We start from the raw sequence: 16,877 nt of genomic DNA, 5'->3' as shown, positions 1-16,877 counted from the left end.
ATGAAAAAAGCTGTAATCTTATTTTTGTTGGTCTTAGCGACAAAAGGGCATTCTCAATTTGCTAAAAATATGTTTAGCAAAGATCCTATTATTAACCTTGAAAACTTTCAAAAGCAGCGTGTCTACTTTGGATATTATTTAGGTTTTAATAGTTTTGACTTTAAATTTGATTACAAAACTCCTGTCCCTAACGATATTCAAGTTAAAAAGACGACTGGTTTTAATGTTGGTGTTGTCGCTGATTTAAGACTGCAGGAATATATCAGCCTTCGTTTTGAACCTGGGTTGTATTATACAAAACGTGATTTATATTTTTCGGGTGTAGGAGATTTAGAAAGTGAATATTTAAGAGAAGTGAATAGTACTTATATTCACTTCCCTTTATTACTGAAATTTTCTGCTTTACGTACTGGCAATATTCGTCCTTACTTAGTTGGAGGTATGTCTACTACTTTAAATTTATCGAGCAATTCTAAATCTAAAGATGATAACTATCAGCAGAAATTTAGGGTAAAACAGTGGACTGCAGCTTATGAAGTTGGTTTAGGAATTGATATTTTTACAGAATACTTTATCTTTTCTCCTTCTGTAAGGGGGATGTTCGGTATAACAGATGAATTAATTAGAGACAACACATCTCCTAGCGGCTATACCGATAATATTGATTCGATGAAATCTAGAGCAATTTTAATAAATTTCACTTTTCATTAAAACAAAATCTTAACTATTTCGTTTAAATTCACTTAGAATAATTGCTGTTGCAGTAGCTACATTTAAACTTTCGGTTTTTTGCAGCTCTCCAAATCTAGGAATTGTTAGACGATTGGTTATTATTTTTTCAATCTCTTCTGAAATACCGTTCGCTTCATTACCCATAATAATGATGCCTTCTTGAGGTAATTCCGATTGATAAATATTAGCTCCGTCCATAAAAGTTCCAAAAACTGGCAGTTTAGTTTGAGCAAGAAAAGATTTTAAATCAACGTAATTTATATTTACTCTGGTAATGGAGCCCATCGTAGCCTGCACCACTTTTGGATTGTAAATATCTACTGTTTCTTTAGAACAGATAACTTGTTTAATTCCAAACCAATCGCACAGACGTAAAATAGTTCCCAGATTTCCAGGATCTCGAATATCGTCTAAAGCCAAAATTAATCCCGAATCGATTATTTTCTTTTCGGCAGGAATTTTAAAAACAGCCAGGCAAGAATTTGGAGTGCTTAAAGCACTTATTTTTTTAAGTTCTTGTTCATTAATTTGAGTTCGTTTAGAAGACTGAACCTCTTCAAAATCATTTAATGTAGTGTATAAATGTTCTAATTCAAAATTGGATTGCAGCAATTCTTGAATTACTTTTACTCCTTCAGCAAAAAATAATTGATTAGCAAAACGCTGCTTTTTTTGATGTAAACTTGAGATAAGCTTTATTTGGTTTTTACTAACCATAAAATAATGTACTTTTGAATTAAATATTAAAAAACACTTGAAAAATAATTCCACAAAAATAATAGCATTTCTTCTAATTGCAATATTAATTTGCGCTTGTAATGCCGTAAAAAGAGTTCCCGATGGAAAAAACCTTCTTGTAAAAAATAATATTCTAGTAAACGGCAAATCATCGAATGACGAAATTGCTTCCAATCAGATGTACCAAAAACCAAATGGTACATTACTGGGTTATAAACTTCGATTAAATTTATACAATTTAGCCAATTTAAATCCAGATTCAACTTATCAGGCAAAATTTAAAAACAATCCAGGCAAATACGAACGTATGTCTAAAATACTTTCGGCAAAACAAGTAGACCGCCTTGGACAGTCTTTTTATTATAAAGGAATTCACGAATTTTTAAAAAACACAGGTGAACCGCCTGTAATTATTGACACTTCGAAAACAAAAAAATCACTTCTGCGTTTAAAATACTACTATTTTAACAATGGTTTTTTCAACGTTTTAACAGATTATACAATTGATAGTCTGGGACGCAAAAGAGCTGCAATTAATTACAACATCACTACAGGACCGGCTTATAAATTAGATACGATCAAAACTAATATAATGACTCCGGCTTTAGATTCATTATACAAAACTATTACAGAGCCTTCTGCATTAAAATCTGGAAATCAATATAAAACTACAGATTTTGAGGAAGAAAAAAATCGTATTACAACTTATTTCAGAAACCACGGTGCGTACTACTTCCAGCCTACTTATGTAACTTTTGACATTGATACTATTGGAAAAAAAGCCCAGGCAGATGTTACTCTAAACATTGGAAATAACAATATCCAGGAAAGAGATTCAAGCCGTACAGAACCTTTTAAACTATATAAGATCAGCGATGTTAATATCTATACGGATTATTCTGCTGCGAATTCTAAAAAGAAACCTACCGACAGCACCACTTATAATAACTTCAATCTTTACAGTTTTAATAAATTAAAATATAAACCTCGTGCCATTACGGACGCGATTTTCATCACCAAAGGAAGTACTTTTGCAGATTTTAGAACTACTCTTTCTTCTCGATATTTAAATAATTTAAAGATTTTTAATTACCCTTCGATACAGTATGAAGTAGATAAAAGAGATTCGACAGCGCAGTCACTTATTGCAAATGTTTATTTGACGCCTCGAAAAAAATACAGTTTTGGAGCTACTTTTGACGTAACACATTCTAATATTCAAGATTTTGGAATTGGAGCAAGTATTTCGGAAACGATCCGAAATGTTTTCAACCGTGCCGAAACTTTAGAAATTTCTGCCCGTTTAAATATTGGTTCATCACGAGACATGGCGAATCCAAACAATAATTTCTTTAACGTTTCTGAATACGGACTGGACATGAAATTGAACTTTCCAAGAATTCTGCTTCCCTTTGGAACCGAAAAAATTATTCCCAAAAGTATGATTCCGTATACAACCATAACTTCTGGTTTCTCCAAACAGCGAAATATTGGTTTAGACAAGGAAAATTTTACTGGAGGTATTGCATATAACTGGACTCCAAAACGTTATAACACAGCTAAATTTGATTTATTAAATGCACAATTTGTTCGTAATTTAAATCCAAATAATTACTACAATGTTTATACTTCTTCCTATAATGATCTGAACAATATCGCAAATACTTACAATACAGATGGGAAAGCAGAGGTAGACTCTGATAATAACCTAACCATTCCTACAGGAACAACTGAATTTACCAATCAAGTTTTAACAGGACAAACTGCATTAACACCAGATCGTACAGAGTATCAAGAAGTAGAAAGCATAGAAGAAAGAAGGGTTCGTTTAACAGAAAATGATTTTATTCTGGCGACTAGTTATTCTTTTACCAAAACAACTAAGAAAGATTTAGCCGATAATAATTTTTATCAATTTAGAACAAAAATCGAATCTGCCGGAACATTATTGTCTGCTGTTTCAAGCATTGGAAATCTGCCTAAAAATTCAAGAGGAAACTATGAAATTTTCAATCTTGAGTATTCGGAGTATGTTAAAACTGAATTCGATTATATCAAACACTGGGATTTTGGAAAGGAAAAAGTACTGGCAGTCCGAACTTTTTTCGGAATTGCAATTCCGTTTGGAAATTCAAATTATATTCCGTTTTCACGAAGTTATTATGCAGGAGGTTCAAATGACAATCGTGCCTGGCAGCCTTATGCTTTAGGACCCGGAAGCACAAATGCAGTAAATGACTTTAATGAGGCCAATATGAAAATTGCAGCAAGTGCTGAGTTTCGTTTCAAAATTGCCGGCGATGTTAAGGGAGCCATCTTTGCAGACGCCGGAAATATCTGGAATGTACTCGATAATGTTATAGATGAGAAAGCAAAATTCGACAACTTAAACGATTTAGATGAAATTGCTTTAGGAACAGGATTTGGTTTACGATACGATTTAAGCTTTTTTGTTATTCGTTTAGATTTAGGCTTTAAGACTTATAATCCGGCGCATGAGAAGGGAGACCGTTGGTTTAAAGAATACAATTTTGGGCACTCGGTTTTAAATTTTGGGATAAATTATCCGTTCTAATGCTAATTAATTCTTATTTTTGCAACCTAAAAACTAAAAACAACTATAAAAAAAATTACAATGGCACATAACATTAAACCAGGAGTAGCTACAGGAGATCAAGTACAAGAGATCTTTAATTATGCTAAAGAGAAGGGTTTTGCTCTTCCAGCAGTAAACGTTACTGGATCAAGCACAATTAACGGAGTTCTTGAAACTGCAGCAAAACTAAACGCGCCAGTTATCATTCAATTTTCTAACGGAGGAGCACAATTCAACGCTGGAAAAGGATTATCAAATGCAGGTGAAAAAGCAGCAATCGCGGGAGGAATCGCGGGAGCAAAACATATTCATACTTTGGCAGAAGCTTACGGTGCAACTGTAATCTTACACACTGACCACTGTGCAAAAAAATTATTGCCTTGGATCGATGGTTTATTAGATGCTTCTGAAAAACATTTCGCAGAAACAGGAAAACCATTATTCAGTTCTCACATGATCGATTTGTCTGAGGAGCCAATCGAAGAAAATATTGAGATCTGTAAAGAGTATTTAGCTAGAATGAGTAAAATGGGCATGACATTGGAAATCGAACTTGGTATTACAGGTGGAGAAGAAGATGGTGTTGACAACTCTGATGTTGACAGCTCAAAACTATACACACAGCCAGAAGAAGTAGCTTACGCTTACGAAGAATTATCTAAAGTAAGTCCTAAATTTACAATTGCTGCTGCTTTTGGAAACGTTCACGGTGTTTACAAACCAGGAAACGTAAAATTAACTCCAAAAATCTTAAAAAATTCTCAAGATTTCGTTCAAAACAAATTCAACACTGGACACAATCCAGTAGATTTCGTTTTCCACGGAGGTTCAGGTTCTACACTTGAAGAAATCAGAGAAGGAATCAGCTACGGAGTTATCAAAATGAACATCGATACAGATTTACAGTTTGCATACACTGAAGGAATCCGTGATTATATGGTTAAAAATCTTGACTACTTAAAATCTCAAATTGGAAACCCAGAAGGTGCGGATGCTCCAAACAAAAAATATTATGACCCAAGAAGATGGGTTCGTGAAAGCGAAGTAACATTCAACGCAAGACTTGAACAAGCTTTTGCTGATTTAAATAATGTGAATACACTATAATAAAAAAGTTTAAAGTTTCAGGTTTCAGGTTTAGCAACTTTAAACTTTAAACCTGAAACAAAAAAAACATTCAATATGGCTTGGTTTAAAAGACAAGAAAAAGGGATTACGACCGCTACAGAAGATAAGATGGACGTTCCGAAAGGATTGTGGTACAAATCTCCTACTGGAAAAATTATTGACGCTGACGAATTAGCTCGTAACTTATTCGTAAGCCCTGAAGATGATTTTCACGTTCGAATTGGAAGCGCAACCTATTTTGAAATTTTATTCGACAACAACGAATTTGTTGAGTTAGATAAAAACATGACATCAAAAGATCCTTTGCATTTTGTGGATACAAAAAAATATGCAGAGAGATTAAAAGATGTAATGGAAAAAACTCATCTTAAAGACGCTGTACGTACGGGAGTAGGAAAATCTAAAGGAAGAGAACTTGTAATTTGCTGTATGGATTTTGCATTCATCGGTGGATCTATGGGAGCTGTAGTAGGTGAAAAAATCGCTAGAGGTATTGATCATGCTATTAAAAACAAACTTCCTTTTGTAATGATTTCTAAATCTGGTGGAGCTCGTATGATGGAAGCTGCTTATTCTTTAATGCAATTAGCAAAAACTTCTGTAAAACTGGCTCAATTAGCTGAAGCTAAATTACCTTATATCTCTCTTTGTACAGATCCAACAACTGGAGGAACAACTGCATCTTACGCTATGTTAGGAGACATTAATATCTCTGAACCAGGTGCTTTGATTGGTTTTGCTGGTCCGCGTGTTGTTCGTGACACTACAGGAAAAGATTTACCAGAAGGTTTCCAAACTGCTGAGTTTCTTTTAGAACACGGTTTCTTAGACTTTATCACGCCAAGAAAAGAATTAAAAGATAAGATCAACTTATATATCGATTTGATTCAAAACAATGATATTAGATAGTTTTTAAACTATTCAAAATAGAAAATCCCAAGAAATTGCTTCTTGGGATTTTTTTATATCTACCGATGTGTCGTTCGTACAGAACTTTTTTACTGAATAAATTCACCATAAACATGACATTGAATAGCAATCCTAAAATCCTTCTTCTTTGAAAAAACAAAAAATTAAATCATCCCGCTTTTTTCAAATCCTTTTTCAATTCCCTATCAGCAATTTTAAAAGCTAGTTTCTCACGCCAAATTGCATAACGTTCTCTAAAAACTATTTTAATAGCGCTATCGACTGCACCATGCATAAACAAACTCCAAACACTTCCCATTTTCCGAGATATAGATTGATCCCAAGCGCGAAGACTTAGCGAGAAAGAGCCGTCTATATAACGCATCCAGTGCCACATTCCGGTTGGCATAAATAAAGTGTCTCCATGTTCCAAGAAAACCTCATAGCCTTCTACTCCTTTTAAAGCGGGAAATTTTTCAAAATCTGGATTGGCAACATCATAATCTTCTAAAGCATAAGTTGTATTTGGAACACAATAAAGTCGTTTTTTCCATTTATTATCAAACAATATTATGTGTTTTCTGCCGCCAAAATGCGTATGAAAAAGATGTGGCAGATCAATATCGTAATGCAGGAAAGTAATCGCCTTTGAACCTCCAAAAAACATGGCAGGCATACTTTCTATAAAACCTCCCATTAAATCTTTGGGAATTTTTACATCATTAATTAATTCAGGTCTGTGTTTAAAAAGATTAAAGAAAAAAATACGTAATTGCGTTGGTTCTCTTTTTATTAAATCGAGATATTCACCAAATTTCATACTCGCAATCGAAGCATTAATAACTTTTGAAGGATCTGCCTTAGAATTGTCAACAAGTTTTACTTCAATATCCCCTGCAATTTCTTTAAAATAATCTGTAGACCATTTATCCCGCGCAGGCCAATCTTTAGTTAATCCTTTTATTATAAGAGGTTTCCTTTTATCTAGATAATTCTTTTTAAAATCTTCCCTAGAAATAGATTCTACTACATCAACATTTTTTAGGATAAAACTCATTGTTTTCCAATTTAAATTATCTAAATACCCACATCAATTATTTCTAGTTTCAAAAATTTAAAATCAAATGCACAAACAAATTACTACATTCCAGTACGAATAGCTTCAACCGGATCTAAATTTGATGCAGAAATAGCCGGCAGTATTCCCGAAACTAAACCAATAATTGCAGCTAAACCAGTTCCTAAAAGAATATTTCCTAAACTCAGAACAAATTCGAAATCAAGCAGTTTGGTTAAAGCAAAGGCAATTCCCCAAACCATAAGAAGACCAATAATTCCACCTATTACAGATAAAATTACAGCTTCGAACAAAAACTGGAATAATATAAATTTATTTTTTGCTCCTAATGATTTTTGAATTCCGATAAGATTTGTTCTCTCTTTAACAGAAACGAACATAATATTAGCAATTCCGAAGCCGCCGACCAAAAGAGAAAATCCGCTGATGATCCAGCCGACAACATTCATCTGGCCTAAAATTCCGTCAATAAAATCGGTAAATCCAGACAGTACATTAATAAAGAAATTATCCATCTCCCCCGCTTTCATGCCTCGAATTGCTCTTAATTTTTGTGCAATCTGTGCTTTATAAGCTTCCATATCAACACCTTTAACAGGTTTAAGGACAATTACCGGAGTCATCGAATCGCTGTCACCATACATCCTTCGTAAAAAATTAGCTGGAAGATAAACTGAAGTATCATTACTGTCGCCAAAAAAACCAGCTCCTTGTTTTGCCATCACACCAATAACGGTAAACCGCTGTCCGTACAAACGAATATTTTTTCCAATTGGATCACTAGAGCCAAAAAGTCCTTCTGCAATATCAAACCCTAAAACAATAACTGCAGTGCCTGAATTAGATTCTGATTCGTTATAAAATCTTCCCTTATCAAAACTCAAACCGTCAATATTGACCATTTCGCTAGACGACGGAATAATATTTACATCACTAACTGTTTTAGAATCGTACTTTAAACTTTCTCGATTCACAAAAAGCTGATATCCTACTTGGTCGGTATCATTCATTGAATTTTTCAATCCAATATATTCATCATATTTTACATTCGGAAACTGCTCTCTTTTCCATTGTGGAATTTCTGACGGACCAAAGTTAAATTTCATTAAATAAATCGTATTTTTATCTAAACTGCTTAAATCTTTAGAGATTTTTTTATCTAAAGAATCTACAGCGGCCAAAACAGCTATAATTGAAAAAATACCAATTGTAACACCTAAAAGCGACAATAAAGTACGCAATTTATTATTTCGCAAAGCATTGATGGCAAAGCTTAGACTTTCTTTTAATAATCTTAAATAAACAAGCATATTTTTGTATTTTTCAATAAAGTAAAATTCAATAATTTAAATTCAAAAACCTAATAAAAGTTAACTTACTCATCAGTAGATTTTTTTAGCATTTTGTTACACTAATTTTTTTTAATATAATGTATAAAAAAACTACTTTTGCAGTCTCAAAATTATAACTACACAATGAGCACAACTAAAAAAATACAATCGGCATTAATTTCTGTTTTCTCTAAAGATGGTTTAGAACCAATCGTTAGAAAATTACACGAACAAAATGTTACACTTTATTCTACTGGAGGAACTGAAGATTTTATCAAAAACCTTGGAATTCCCGTAGTTCCTGTTGAAGACATTACTTCATTCCCAGAAATTCTTGGAGGAAGAGTTAAAACTTTACACCCAAAAATTTTCGGTGGTATCTTGAATCGTCAAGATAACGAAAGTGATGTACAGCAGATGAAGGAATTTGATATTCCTCAAATCGATTTAGTTATCGTTGATTTATATCCTTTTGAAAAAACTGTTGCTTCTGGAGCTAGTGAACAAGATATTATTGAAAAAATTGATATTGGCGGAATTTCATTAATTCGTGCTGGTGCAAAAAATTTCAAAGACACTGTAATTGTAGCTTCTGTTAACGAATATAGTTTGCTTTTAGATTTAATTACAGAGCAAGACGGAGCAACAACTCTTGAAAACAGAAGATTGTTTGCTACTAAAGCATTCCACGTTTCCTCTCACTATGACGGAGCTATTTTTAATTATTTCAATACAGACGAGACTATTTACAAAGAAAGTATTGCAAATGGTCAAGTTTTAAGATATGGTGAAAATCCTCACCAAAAAGGATTCTTCTTTGGAGATTTTGACGCAATGTTCAACAAAATTCACGGAAAAGAACTATCATATAACAACTTACTTGATGTTGATGCAGCTGTAAATTTAATTGCTGAGTTTAAAACTGACGGACCAACATTTGCCATTTTAAAACACAACAATGCTTGCGGCTTGGCTTCAAGAAAAACGATCAGCGAAGCTTATTTAGCGGCTTTAGCATGTGACCCAACTTCTGCTTTTGGAGGAGTTTTAATTTCTAATACTAAAATTGATTTAGAAACGGCTCAGGAAATCAACAAATTATTCTGCGAGGTAGTTATTGCTCCAGCTTATGATGATGAGGCAGTTACAGTTTTACAAGAAAAGAAAAACAGAATTATATTAGTTCAAAATGAAGTTGAATTGCCATCACGCCAAGTAAGAACTTGTCTTAATGGTTTGTTAATTCAGGACAGAAATAATATTACAGATAATAAAGAGCATTTAAAAACCGTTACAATTACAGAACCTACTGCTCAAGAGATCGAAGATTTGATCTTTGCTTCTAAAATCTGCAAGAATACAAAATCAAACACAATTGTATTTGCTAAAAACGGAACATTGATTTCATCTGGTACCGGTCAAACTTCAAGAGTTGATGCTTTAATACAAGCTGTTGATAAAGCAAAAGCTTTTGGATTTGATTTAAACGGTGCTTCGATGGCAAGTGATGCATTTTTCCCTTTTCCGGATTGTGTAGAATTAGCTAAAAAAGCAGGAATTACAGCGGTAATTCAGCCAGGAGGTTCAATAAAAGACGAATTAAGCATAAATTATTGCAACGAAAATAATCTTGCAATGGTATTTACAGGAACTCGTCATTTTAAACATTAATTTGTTTAACTTTGTTCAAAATAATTTATAACATTTTAAACCCCTAAAAAACTTATGGGATTTTTTGATTTCATGACCGAGGATATTGCAATAGACCTTGGTACCGCAAACACTTTAATCATTCATAATGATAAAGTTGTTATTGACAGCCCCTCTATCGTAGCACGTGATAGAGTATCAGGCAAAATCATCGCTGTTGGTAAAGAAGCCAACATGATGCAAGGTAAAACGCATGAAAACATCAAGACCATTAGGCCTTTAAAAGATGGTGTAATTGCAGATTTTGACGCGTCAGAAAAAATGATCAATATGTTCATTAAAAGTATTCCTGCGTTAAAAAAGAGAATGTTTACTCCAGCTTTAAGAATGGTAGTTTGTATTCCTTCTGGAATTACTGAGGTTGAAATGCGTGCGGTAAAAGAATCTTGTGAGCGTGTAAACGGAAAAGAAGTTTACTTAATTCACGAACCAATGGCCGCTGCAATCGGTATTGGAATTGACATCATGCAGCCAAAAGGAAACATGATTGTTGATATCGGAGGTGGTACAACAGAAATCGCTGTAATTGCTTTAGGCGGTATTGTTTGCGACAAATCTGTAAAAATTGCAGGTGACGTTTTCACAAATGACATTGTCTATTACATGCGTACACAACATAACCTTTTTGTTGGAGAAAGTACTGCTGAGAAAATAAAAATTCAAATTGGAGCAGCTATCGAAGATTTAGATGGTCCGCCAGAAGATATGTCAGTTCAAGGTAGAGATTTACTTACTGGTAAACCAAAACAAGTAGATGTATCTTACCGTGAAATTGCAAAAGCATTAGACAAATCTATTCAACGTATTGAAGATGCGGTAATGGAAACATTATCTCAAACTCCTCCAGAATTAGCTGCCGATATTTACAATACTGGTATCTATTTAGCAGGTGGAGGATCTATGTTGAGAGGTCTTGACAAACGTATTTCTCAAAAAACAGATTTACCTGTTTATATTGCAGAAGATCCATTAAGAGCTGTTGTGCGCGGTACAGGAATGGCACTTAAAAACATTGCAAAATTTAAAAGTATCTTAATCAAATAAGATTCAAAATAACAATCAATTTACTTTTATAAGGATCAAATTTTGAACATTTGATCCTTATAAAATCTGAAACCATAAAGCATATCCTGAAACAAAATAACCAAACAAGAAATGCAGCAAATTTTTAATTTTATTATAAGAAACAGTAATAGATTACTGTTTTTGCTGCTTTTAGGTATTTCATTAGGACTCACTATTCAATCTCATTCCTTTCACAGAAGCAAAGTAATAAGTTCTGCTAATTTTTTAAGCGGCGGTGTTTATGAAAGAATTAATCGCGTGAATGAATACTTGAATTTAAGAGCTGAAAATGATGAACTTGTACTTGAGAACGCAAGATTAAAAAGTCTTTTATTCAACAAAGAAGACACTACCAAACCAGCTTTACCCGATAGTATTAAAGGTGTAAAACCTTCTGATATAATCGTTTCTAAAGTAATTCACAACTCTTACAATACGCACGAAAACTACATTACTTTGAATTCTGGAAGCAATGAAGGCGTTAAGCAAGATATGGGAGTTATTAATAGTTTAGGAATTGTTGGGGTTGTTGATAATACTTCTCCAAATTACTCAACAGTGGTTAGTATTTTGAATATGAAGTCCCATATCAATGCAAAGATTAAAAAATCAAATCACTTTGGTTCATTGACTTGGAACGGAAAAAGTACAGGATACGTACAACTTGAAGATGTTCCGAGGCTGGCTTCTATTAGAAAAGGAGACACCATTGTTACCGGCGGACAATCTGTAATTTTCCCAGAAGGAATTAACATCGGAACAGTTGATATCGTCTATAAAAAAGAAGGTACAAGTTTTTATGTCATAAAAGTTAAACTATTTAATGACATGACCAATTTAGGACACGTTTACATCATTAAGAGTAAAGGAAGAGAAGAGCTTATTAATTTAGAAAACAAAAGCAAAGAAAAAGATGAATAGTGCTTTGTTGGTAAATATTTTCAGATTTATTATACTGCTGGCAATTCAAATTGTTATTTTCAACAATATGAATTTCTTAGGCTATATAAGTCCTTTTCCGTATATCTTGTATATCATCTTATATCCTGTTAACAGCAACAAAGCCGGATTAATAATTTCGAGCTTTTTATTGGGTTTAACTATGGATATGTTTTGTAATTCGGGCGGGATACATGCAACGGCATGTGTAATTCTAGCCTATTACAGACCTTATATTTTTAAGTTTTCTTTTGGACTAAGTTACGAATACCAAACTATCAAGCTTAATGAATCTTTAACACCAGAGCGATTTTCATTTATTTTGGTTTCAGTTTTAATGCATCATATTGTATTATTTATTTTAGAAGCTTTCCAGTTCAAGTTTATCTGGGATATTTTACTCCGAACCTTATTTAGCTCTATTTTCACTATAATTACTTCCATTATAATAATTTATCTTATTAAGCCCAATAAACGATGAGAAAAGTTCTGCTGCCCACTATAATTATTATTGCAGCATCTTTGCTAGTGATTCGGATATTTTATCTGCAGATTATTGACGATTCTTTTAAATTGAAATCAGAAAATAATGCGATAAAAAAAGTTTATGATTACCCTGAGCGAGGTTACATTTACGATAGAAATGGAAAACTCCTTGTGGCTAATCAGGCTTCATATGATATTATGGTAATTCCTAGAGAAGTAAAGAAAGACCTTAATATTGCTGAATTTTGCAATCTTCTGAATATTACGCCAGAAGAATACAATAAGCGTATTGCAAAAGCAAAAGTTTACAGTCCAAGGCTTCCATCTGTTTTTTTATCGCAATTAAACAAAACTGAATTTGCTGCTTTTCAGGAGAAAATCAGAAAGTACGAAGGCTTCTATTTTCAAAAAAGATCTTTGCGTGATTATGAAGTAGATTACGGAGCCAATATTTTTGGTTTTATCACTCAGGTAAATGAAAAATTAATTGAAAAAAATCCGTATTACAATAGTGGAGATTTAATTGGCCAACAAGGCGTTGAACAAAGCTATGAAGAGATTTTACGTGGAATTAAAGGTGTAAAATATATTCAAAAAGATAAATACAACCGTGAGATTGGCTCATACAAAGAAGGTAAATACGATACTATTGCCGTTGCGGGAGAAGATATCAACATCACTATTGATGCCGAACTTCAAAAATACGGTGAAGATTTGATGATCAACAAAAGAGGCGGTATCGTAGCTCTTGAACCTAAAACAGGAGAAATTCTTGCATTGGTAACTGCACCTTCTTACGATCCTGGTATTATGGTTGGAAGACAAAGATCTAAAAACTACACGCTTTTATATCATGACTCTATTGCAAAACCATTATACGACAGAGGACTTTTAGCCGAGTATCCTCCTGGTTCTCCGTTTAAAATTTTAACTGGTTTAATTGCTCTTCAAGAAGGAGTCGTTAATGAACAGACTACTTTTATGTGTCATCACGGATTTAGTTATGGTGGAGGCCGATTTATGAAATGCCATGGTTTTGGTCCACATCAATTGCATAATGGTATTTACAATTCTTGTAACACGTATTTTGGCCAAGCTTATATGCTAACCATCAACAAATACAAAGACCCAGGAAAAGCTGTTGATGTCTGGAGTGATCACGTAAGAAGTTTTGGTTTAGGACAATTTATGGGTTATGACCTGCCAACTGGTAAAAAAGGAAATATTCCGACTTCTAAAACGTATAAAAGAATTTATCCTAATGGAGGATGGAGAAGCTCGACAATTGTCTCAAATGCAATTGGTCAGGGAGAAGTTTTAATGACGCCAATTCAATTAGCAAATATGATGGCAACTGTAGCTAATCAAGGTTACTACTACACACCTCACATCATTAAAAAAATAGAAGGAGAAAAAATAGACACTAAGTTTACTACGAAACACGTAACCAGTATTGATCAAAAATATTTTCCGCCTGTTATTAGTGGTTTATTTGATGTTTACAATAAAGGTACCGCATATGCTCTTAGAGTAGAAGGAATCGATATTTGCGGAAAAACAGGAACAGCTGAAAACTACGCTAAAATAAACGGCAAAAGAGAAAAACTAAAAGATCACTCGATATTTGTAGCTTTCGCACCAAAGGACAATCCTAAAATCGCTATAGCAGTTATGATTGAAAACGGAGGTTTTGGAGCTACTGTAGCTGGACCTATTGCGAGTTTAATGATTGAAAAATATCTTAGAAAAAAAATCACAAGAACTGATTTGGAAGTAAGAGTATTAAACAAAAGCTTACTTTCGGAATATGCGAAATTGGGAGGAATTAGTGAGGCGCTTAAAATTGAGTCTGTACCAAAAGATTCTGCTTTACAAGCCAAAATTATAAAACCAAAAGCACCCGTTACAACAGCACCAAAAACTGAAGTTAAAAAAACAGCAGTAGACACTACTAAGAAAAACTAAGAAAGATTATTTCAAATGAAAAATCAAAGTGTAAAAAATAATATCGATTGGATAAGTGTCTTTATCTATATTGCGCTGGTAACTTTAGGTTGGCTGAATATTTATTCGTCTTCTTTATTGTCGACAGATGGAACTTATCAAAAACAGCTTATTTTTATCTGCTGTACAATTCCTTTGATATTTGTTGTCCTTTTTGTGGATGGTAAATTTTATGAAAAATATGCCAGTATTATTTTTGGAGTTTCTTTATTATCTCTTGCCGGACTGTTTCTTTTTGGAAAAACGATTGCAGGACAGCGATGCTGGTATGCCATAGGAAGTTTTACTTTACAGCCTTCAGAATTCGCTAAAGCTGCAACCTCATTGGCACTGGCCAAATACCTAAGCGACACACAAATTAACTTAAAGGAAACCAATAGACAAATTCAGGCTTTAGCTATTATGTTATTACCTGTAATACTAATTTTACCACAGCCGGATCCCGGAAGTGCCTTAATTTACAGTGTTTTTATACTTGTTTTATATAGAGAAGGTTTACCTTCTTGGTATGTATGGACTGCTTTCATAACTATTGTTCTCTTTGTTCTTACATTGGTACTAGAACCTTACGTAGTTGTCATAATCGCATTTGTTGTACTAGCTGTTATTCATTTCAAAGGAAGGGCTGTTGACCGCAATATAATTTTGAGTGCGATATTGTTAGCATTAATCTCTGGTTTTGTATTTTCTGTTGATTATGTTTTCGATAACGTGTTTAAACAACACCATAGAGACCGTTTTAATATCTTATTAGGTAAATCTGTAGACATGAAAGGTATTGGATATAATACCAATCAGTCTGAAATTGCAATTGGATCTGGAGGATGGATTGGAAAAGGTTTCTTGGAAGGAACCCAAACCAAAGGCGGATTTGTACCTGAACAGCATACCGATTACATCTTCACAACTGTTGGCGAAGAATGGGGATTTGCGGGTTGTTTAACTGTAGTTGCTCTTTTCGCAGGATTACTGCTTAGAGTAATTTATCTAGCTGAAAGGCAAAAAACAAAATTCAGCCGAGTCTACGGCTATTGTGTTGCAGGAATTTTATTTATACACTTCTTCGTAAATATTGCCATGGTAATTGGAATTTTCCCTACAATTGGAGTTCCTCTACCCTTCTTTTCTTATGGAGGATCTGGACTCTGGGGATTTACAATATTGTTGTTTATTTTCCTTAAAATGGATGCGAATAAGGTAAACGAATGGTAGTTTGAAATAGTTAATGGTGAATGATGAATGGTGAATGGTGAACTACAAATTTTGAAACTTCGTTAAAACTAGGGTGTCAAGAGAATGAATTAACAACTCGTTCTACTAGAGAACGTTTTCCTATTATATCCACGACTCAAGCCGTACTACATTAAAGACTAAAATCCTCATTTATATATAGAATTATTTCTAAGTGAAATATGAAAATAAAAAAAGTCCGAAGTTTGAAGCTTCGGACTTTTTTTATTCTTTTTTTTATTATTATATCTTCTCTGCTGGTCTCTTTTTCAAGAGCTTTACTAAAACTGGGAATGTTGATATGATCACAATAATTATAATAATATATTCTATATGTTTTTTCAAATCTATTCCTTGTTTTAAAAAGATGCCGTACAAATAATGTCCTGCAAAAATCAATATGAATGACCAAAGAAAAGAACTCAAAACATTATAAAACATAAACTTCTTTTTATCCATAGAAACTATTCCTGCAACTATTGGTGCAAATGTTCTAAAAATAGGAAGGAACCTAGCATAAATAATAGCTTTACCTCCATATTTCTCGAAGAAATCTTTTGATTGAAGCAGATACTTTTTCTTAAACCAGAACGAATCTTCTTTTTTAAATAAATAATAACCACTTTTGGCTCCAAACCAATAACCCGTCATATTTCCTAAAACTCCCATTATTGCAACTAAAGTCGCAAGTAATAATACATTTAAAAAATCGTTAGGAATAAACATAACATTTTCAATTAAGTCACGGCTATAAATACCTGCTAAAAAAAGCAAACTATCTCCAGGCAGAAAAAAACCTGCAAAAAGCCCTGTTTCAGCAAACACTATAAACAGCACAATAAACAACCCAATCTGAAAACCTCCGACACTTAAAGTAATATAAAATTCAGGGTTTATTAACTGGGTCCAATCAAAATTATTCATAAAACGA

At 33.3% G+C, this 16,877-nt stretch carries 14 protein-coding genes; 10 read left to right on the top strand and 4 right to left on the bottom strand.

Features of this window, described 5'->3' with window-relative positions:
- Positions 1-711 carry a type IX secretion/gliding motility protein PorT/SprT gene (porT, locus tag HYN86_RS06795; protein ID WP_113677356.1) on the top strand — a complete coding sequence of 237 codons (711 nt, stop codon included), beginning with the start codon at positions 1-3 and terminating at the stop codon, positions 709-711.
- Between the two features lie 9 nt (positions 712-720).
- Here porT and HYN86_RS06790 read toward each other — a convergent pair whose 3' ends face one another.
- A complete protein-coding gene (locus HYN86_RS06790; RefSeq protein ID WP_113677355.1) occupies positions 721-1,449 on the bottom strand; it encodes an RNA methyltransferase in 729 nt (242 codons plus the stop codon).
- Positions 1,450-1,486: 37 nt separating this feature from the next.
- Here HYN86_RS06790 and tamL point away from each other — a divergent pair, with 37 nt between their 5' ends.
- The 3 genes from tamL to accD all read left to right on the top strand — a co-directional run bounded on the left by tamL (position 1,487) and on the right by accD (position 6,103).
- On the top strand, positions 1,487-4,045 hold the full coding sequence (tamL, locus tag HYN86_RS06785; protein WP_113677354.1) for a translocation and assembly module lipoprotein TamL: 2,559 nt from the start codon (positions 1,487-1,489) through the stop codon (positions 4,043-4,045).
- A gap of 60 nt (positions 4,046-4,105) precedes the next feature.
- Entirely contained in the window at positions 4,106-5,173 is a 1,068-nt protein-coding gene (gene fbaA, locus HYN86_RS06780; protein WP_035645669.1) for a class II fructose-bisphosphate aldolase, read from the top strand.
- 75 nt (positions 5,174-5,248) lie between these two features.
- Positions 5,249-6,103 carry an acetyl-CoA carboxylase, carboxyltransferase subunit beta gene (accD, locus tag HYN86_RS06775; protein ID WP_026728501.1) on the top strand — a complete coding sequence of 285 codons (855 nt, stop codon included), beginning with the start codon at positions 5,249-5,251 and terminating at the stop codon, positions 6,101-6,103.
- A gap of 169 nt (positions 6,104-6,272) precedes the next feature.
- Here accD and HYN86_RS06770 read toward each other — a convergent pair whose 3' ends face one another.
- A complete protein-coding gene (locus HYN86_RS06770; protein ID WP_113677353.1) occupies positions 6,273-7,160 on the bottom strand; it encodes a cupin-like domain-containing protein in 888 nt (295 codons plus the stop codon).
- 83 nt (positions 7,161-7,243) lie between these two features.
- Positions 7,244-8,491 (bottom strand): ABC transporter permease, encoded by a 1,248-nt coding sequence (locus tag HYN86_RS06765; protein WP_113677352.1) that lies wholly within the window; start codon positions 8,489-8,491, stop codon positions 7,244-7,246.
- A 165-nt stretch (positions 8,492-8,656) separates the two neighbouring features.
- Here HYN86_RS06765 and purH point away from each other — a divergent pair, with 165 nt between their 5' ends.
- From purH to rodA, 6 genes are all read left to right on the top strand, one after another.
- On the top strand, positions 8,657-10,183 hold the full coding sequence (purH, locus tag HYN86_RS06760; protein ID WP_113677351.1) for a bifunctional phosphoribosylaminoimidazolecarboxamide formyltransferase/IMP cyclohydrolase: 1,527 nt from the start codon (positions 8,657-8,659) through the stop codon (positions 10,181-10,183).
- A gap of 54 nt (positions 10,184-10,237) precedes the next feature.
- On the top strand, positions 10,238-11,266 hold the full coding sequence (locus tag HYN86_RS06755; RefSeq protein ID WP_008466528.1) for a rod shape-determining protein: 1,029 nt from the start codon (positions 10,238-10,240) through the stop codon (positions 11,264-11,266).
- Between the two features lie 111 nt (positions 11,267-11,377).
- A complete protein-coding gene (gene mreC, locus HYN86_RS06750) occupies positions 11,378-12,208 on the top strand; it encodes a rod shape-determining protein MreC (RefSeq protein WP_113677350.1) in 831 nt (276 codons plus the stop codon).
- Entirely contained in the window at positions 12,201-12,707 is a 507-nt protein-coding gene (locus HYN86_RS06745) for a rod shape-determining protein MreD (protein ID WP_113677349.1), read from the top strand. The genes mreC and HYN86_RS06745 overlap by 8 nt, the downstream gene beginning before the upstream one ends.
- The gene (gene mrdA, locus HYN86_RS06740) at positions 12,704-14,677 is read left to right on the top strand and encodes a penicillin-binding protein 2 (protein ID WP_113677348.1); all 1,974 of its coding nucleotides are present in this window, start codon (positions 12,704-12,706) and stop codon (positions 14,675-14,677) included. Before HYN86_RS06745 ends, mrdA begins: the two co-directional genes overlap by 4 nt.
- Before the next feature lie 15 nt (positions 14,678-14,692).
- Positions 14,693-15,928 (top strand): rod shape-determining protein RodA, encoded by a 1,236-nt coding sequence (gene rodA / locus HYN86_RS06735; protein WP_113677347.1) that lies wholly within the window; start codon positions 14,693-14,695, stop codon positions 15,926-15,928.
- Between the two features lie 261 nt (positions 15,929-16,189).
- Here the strand turns inward: rodA and HYN86_RS06730 are convergent, their stop codons facing one another.
- Complete coding sequence (locus tag HYN86_RS06730; RefSeq protein ID WP_113677346.1) at positions 16,190-16,870, bottom strand: DedA family protein; 681 nt, start codon at positions 16,868-16,870, stop codon at positions 16,190-16,192.
- Positions 16,871-16,877: the final 7 nt, after the last annotated feature.

The organism is Flavobacterium fluviale (assembly GCF_003312915.1).
Taxonomy (GTDB): Bacteria; Bacteroidota; Bacteroidia; order Flavobacteriales; family Flavobacteriaceae; genus Flavobacterium; species Flavobacterium fluviale.
This window is presented reverse-complemented; position numbering and strand designations above follow the sequence as displayed.

Bases quoted from the DNA above. Each gene is read 5' to 3' on its own strand.
- HYN86_RS06755 (WP_008466528.1), top strand. From the start codon at position 10,238: ATGGGATTTTTTGATTTCATGACCGAGGATATTGCAATAGACCTTGGT.
- fbaA (WP_035645669.1), top strand. From the start codon at position 4,106: ATGGCACATAACATTAAACCAGGAGTAGCTACAGGAGATCAAGTACAA.
- HYN86_RS06730 (WP_113677346.1), bottom strand. From the start codon at position 16,870: ATGAATAATTTTGATTGGACCCAGTTAATAAACCCTGAATTTTATATT.
- mrdA (WP_113677348.1), top strand. From the start codon at position 12,704: ATGAGAAAAGTTCTGCTGCCCACTATAATTATTATTGCAGCATCTTTG.
- rodA (WP_113677347.1), top strand. From the start codon at position 14,693: ATGAAAAATCAAAGTGTAAAAAATAATATCGATTGGATAAGTGTCTTT.
- purH (WP_113677351.1), top strand. From the start codon at position 8,657: ATGAGCACAACTAAAAAAATACAATCGGCATTAATTTCTGTTTTCTCT.
- HYN86_RS06790 (WP_113677355.1), bottom strand. From the start codon at position 1,449: ATGGTTAGTAAAAACCAAATAAAGCTTATCTCAAGTTTACATCAAAAA.
- porT (WP_113677356.1), top strand. From the start codon at position 1: ATGAAAAAAGCTGTAATCTTATTTTTGTTGGTCTTAGCGACAAAAGGG.
- HYN86_RS06765 (WP_113677352.1), bottom strand. From the start codon at position 8,491: ATGCTTGTTTATTTAAGATTATTAAAAGAAAGTCTAAGCTTTGCCATC.
- accD (WP_026728501.1), top strand. From the start codon at position 5,249: ATGGCTTGGTTTAAAAGACAAGAAAAAGGGATTACGACCGCTACAGAA.
- HYN86_RS06745 (WP_113677349.1), top strand. From the start codon at position 12,201: ATGAATAGTGCTTTGTTGGTAAATATTTTCAGATTTATTATACTGCTG.
- mreC (WP_113677350.1), top strand. From the start codon at position 11,378: ATGCAGCAAATTTTTAATTTTATTATAAGAAACAGTAATAGATTACTG.
- HYN86_RS06770 (WP_113677353.1), bottom strand. From the start codon at position 7,160: ATGAGTTTTATCCTAAAAAATGTTGATGTAGTAGAATCTATTTCTAGG.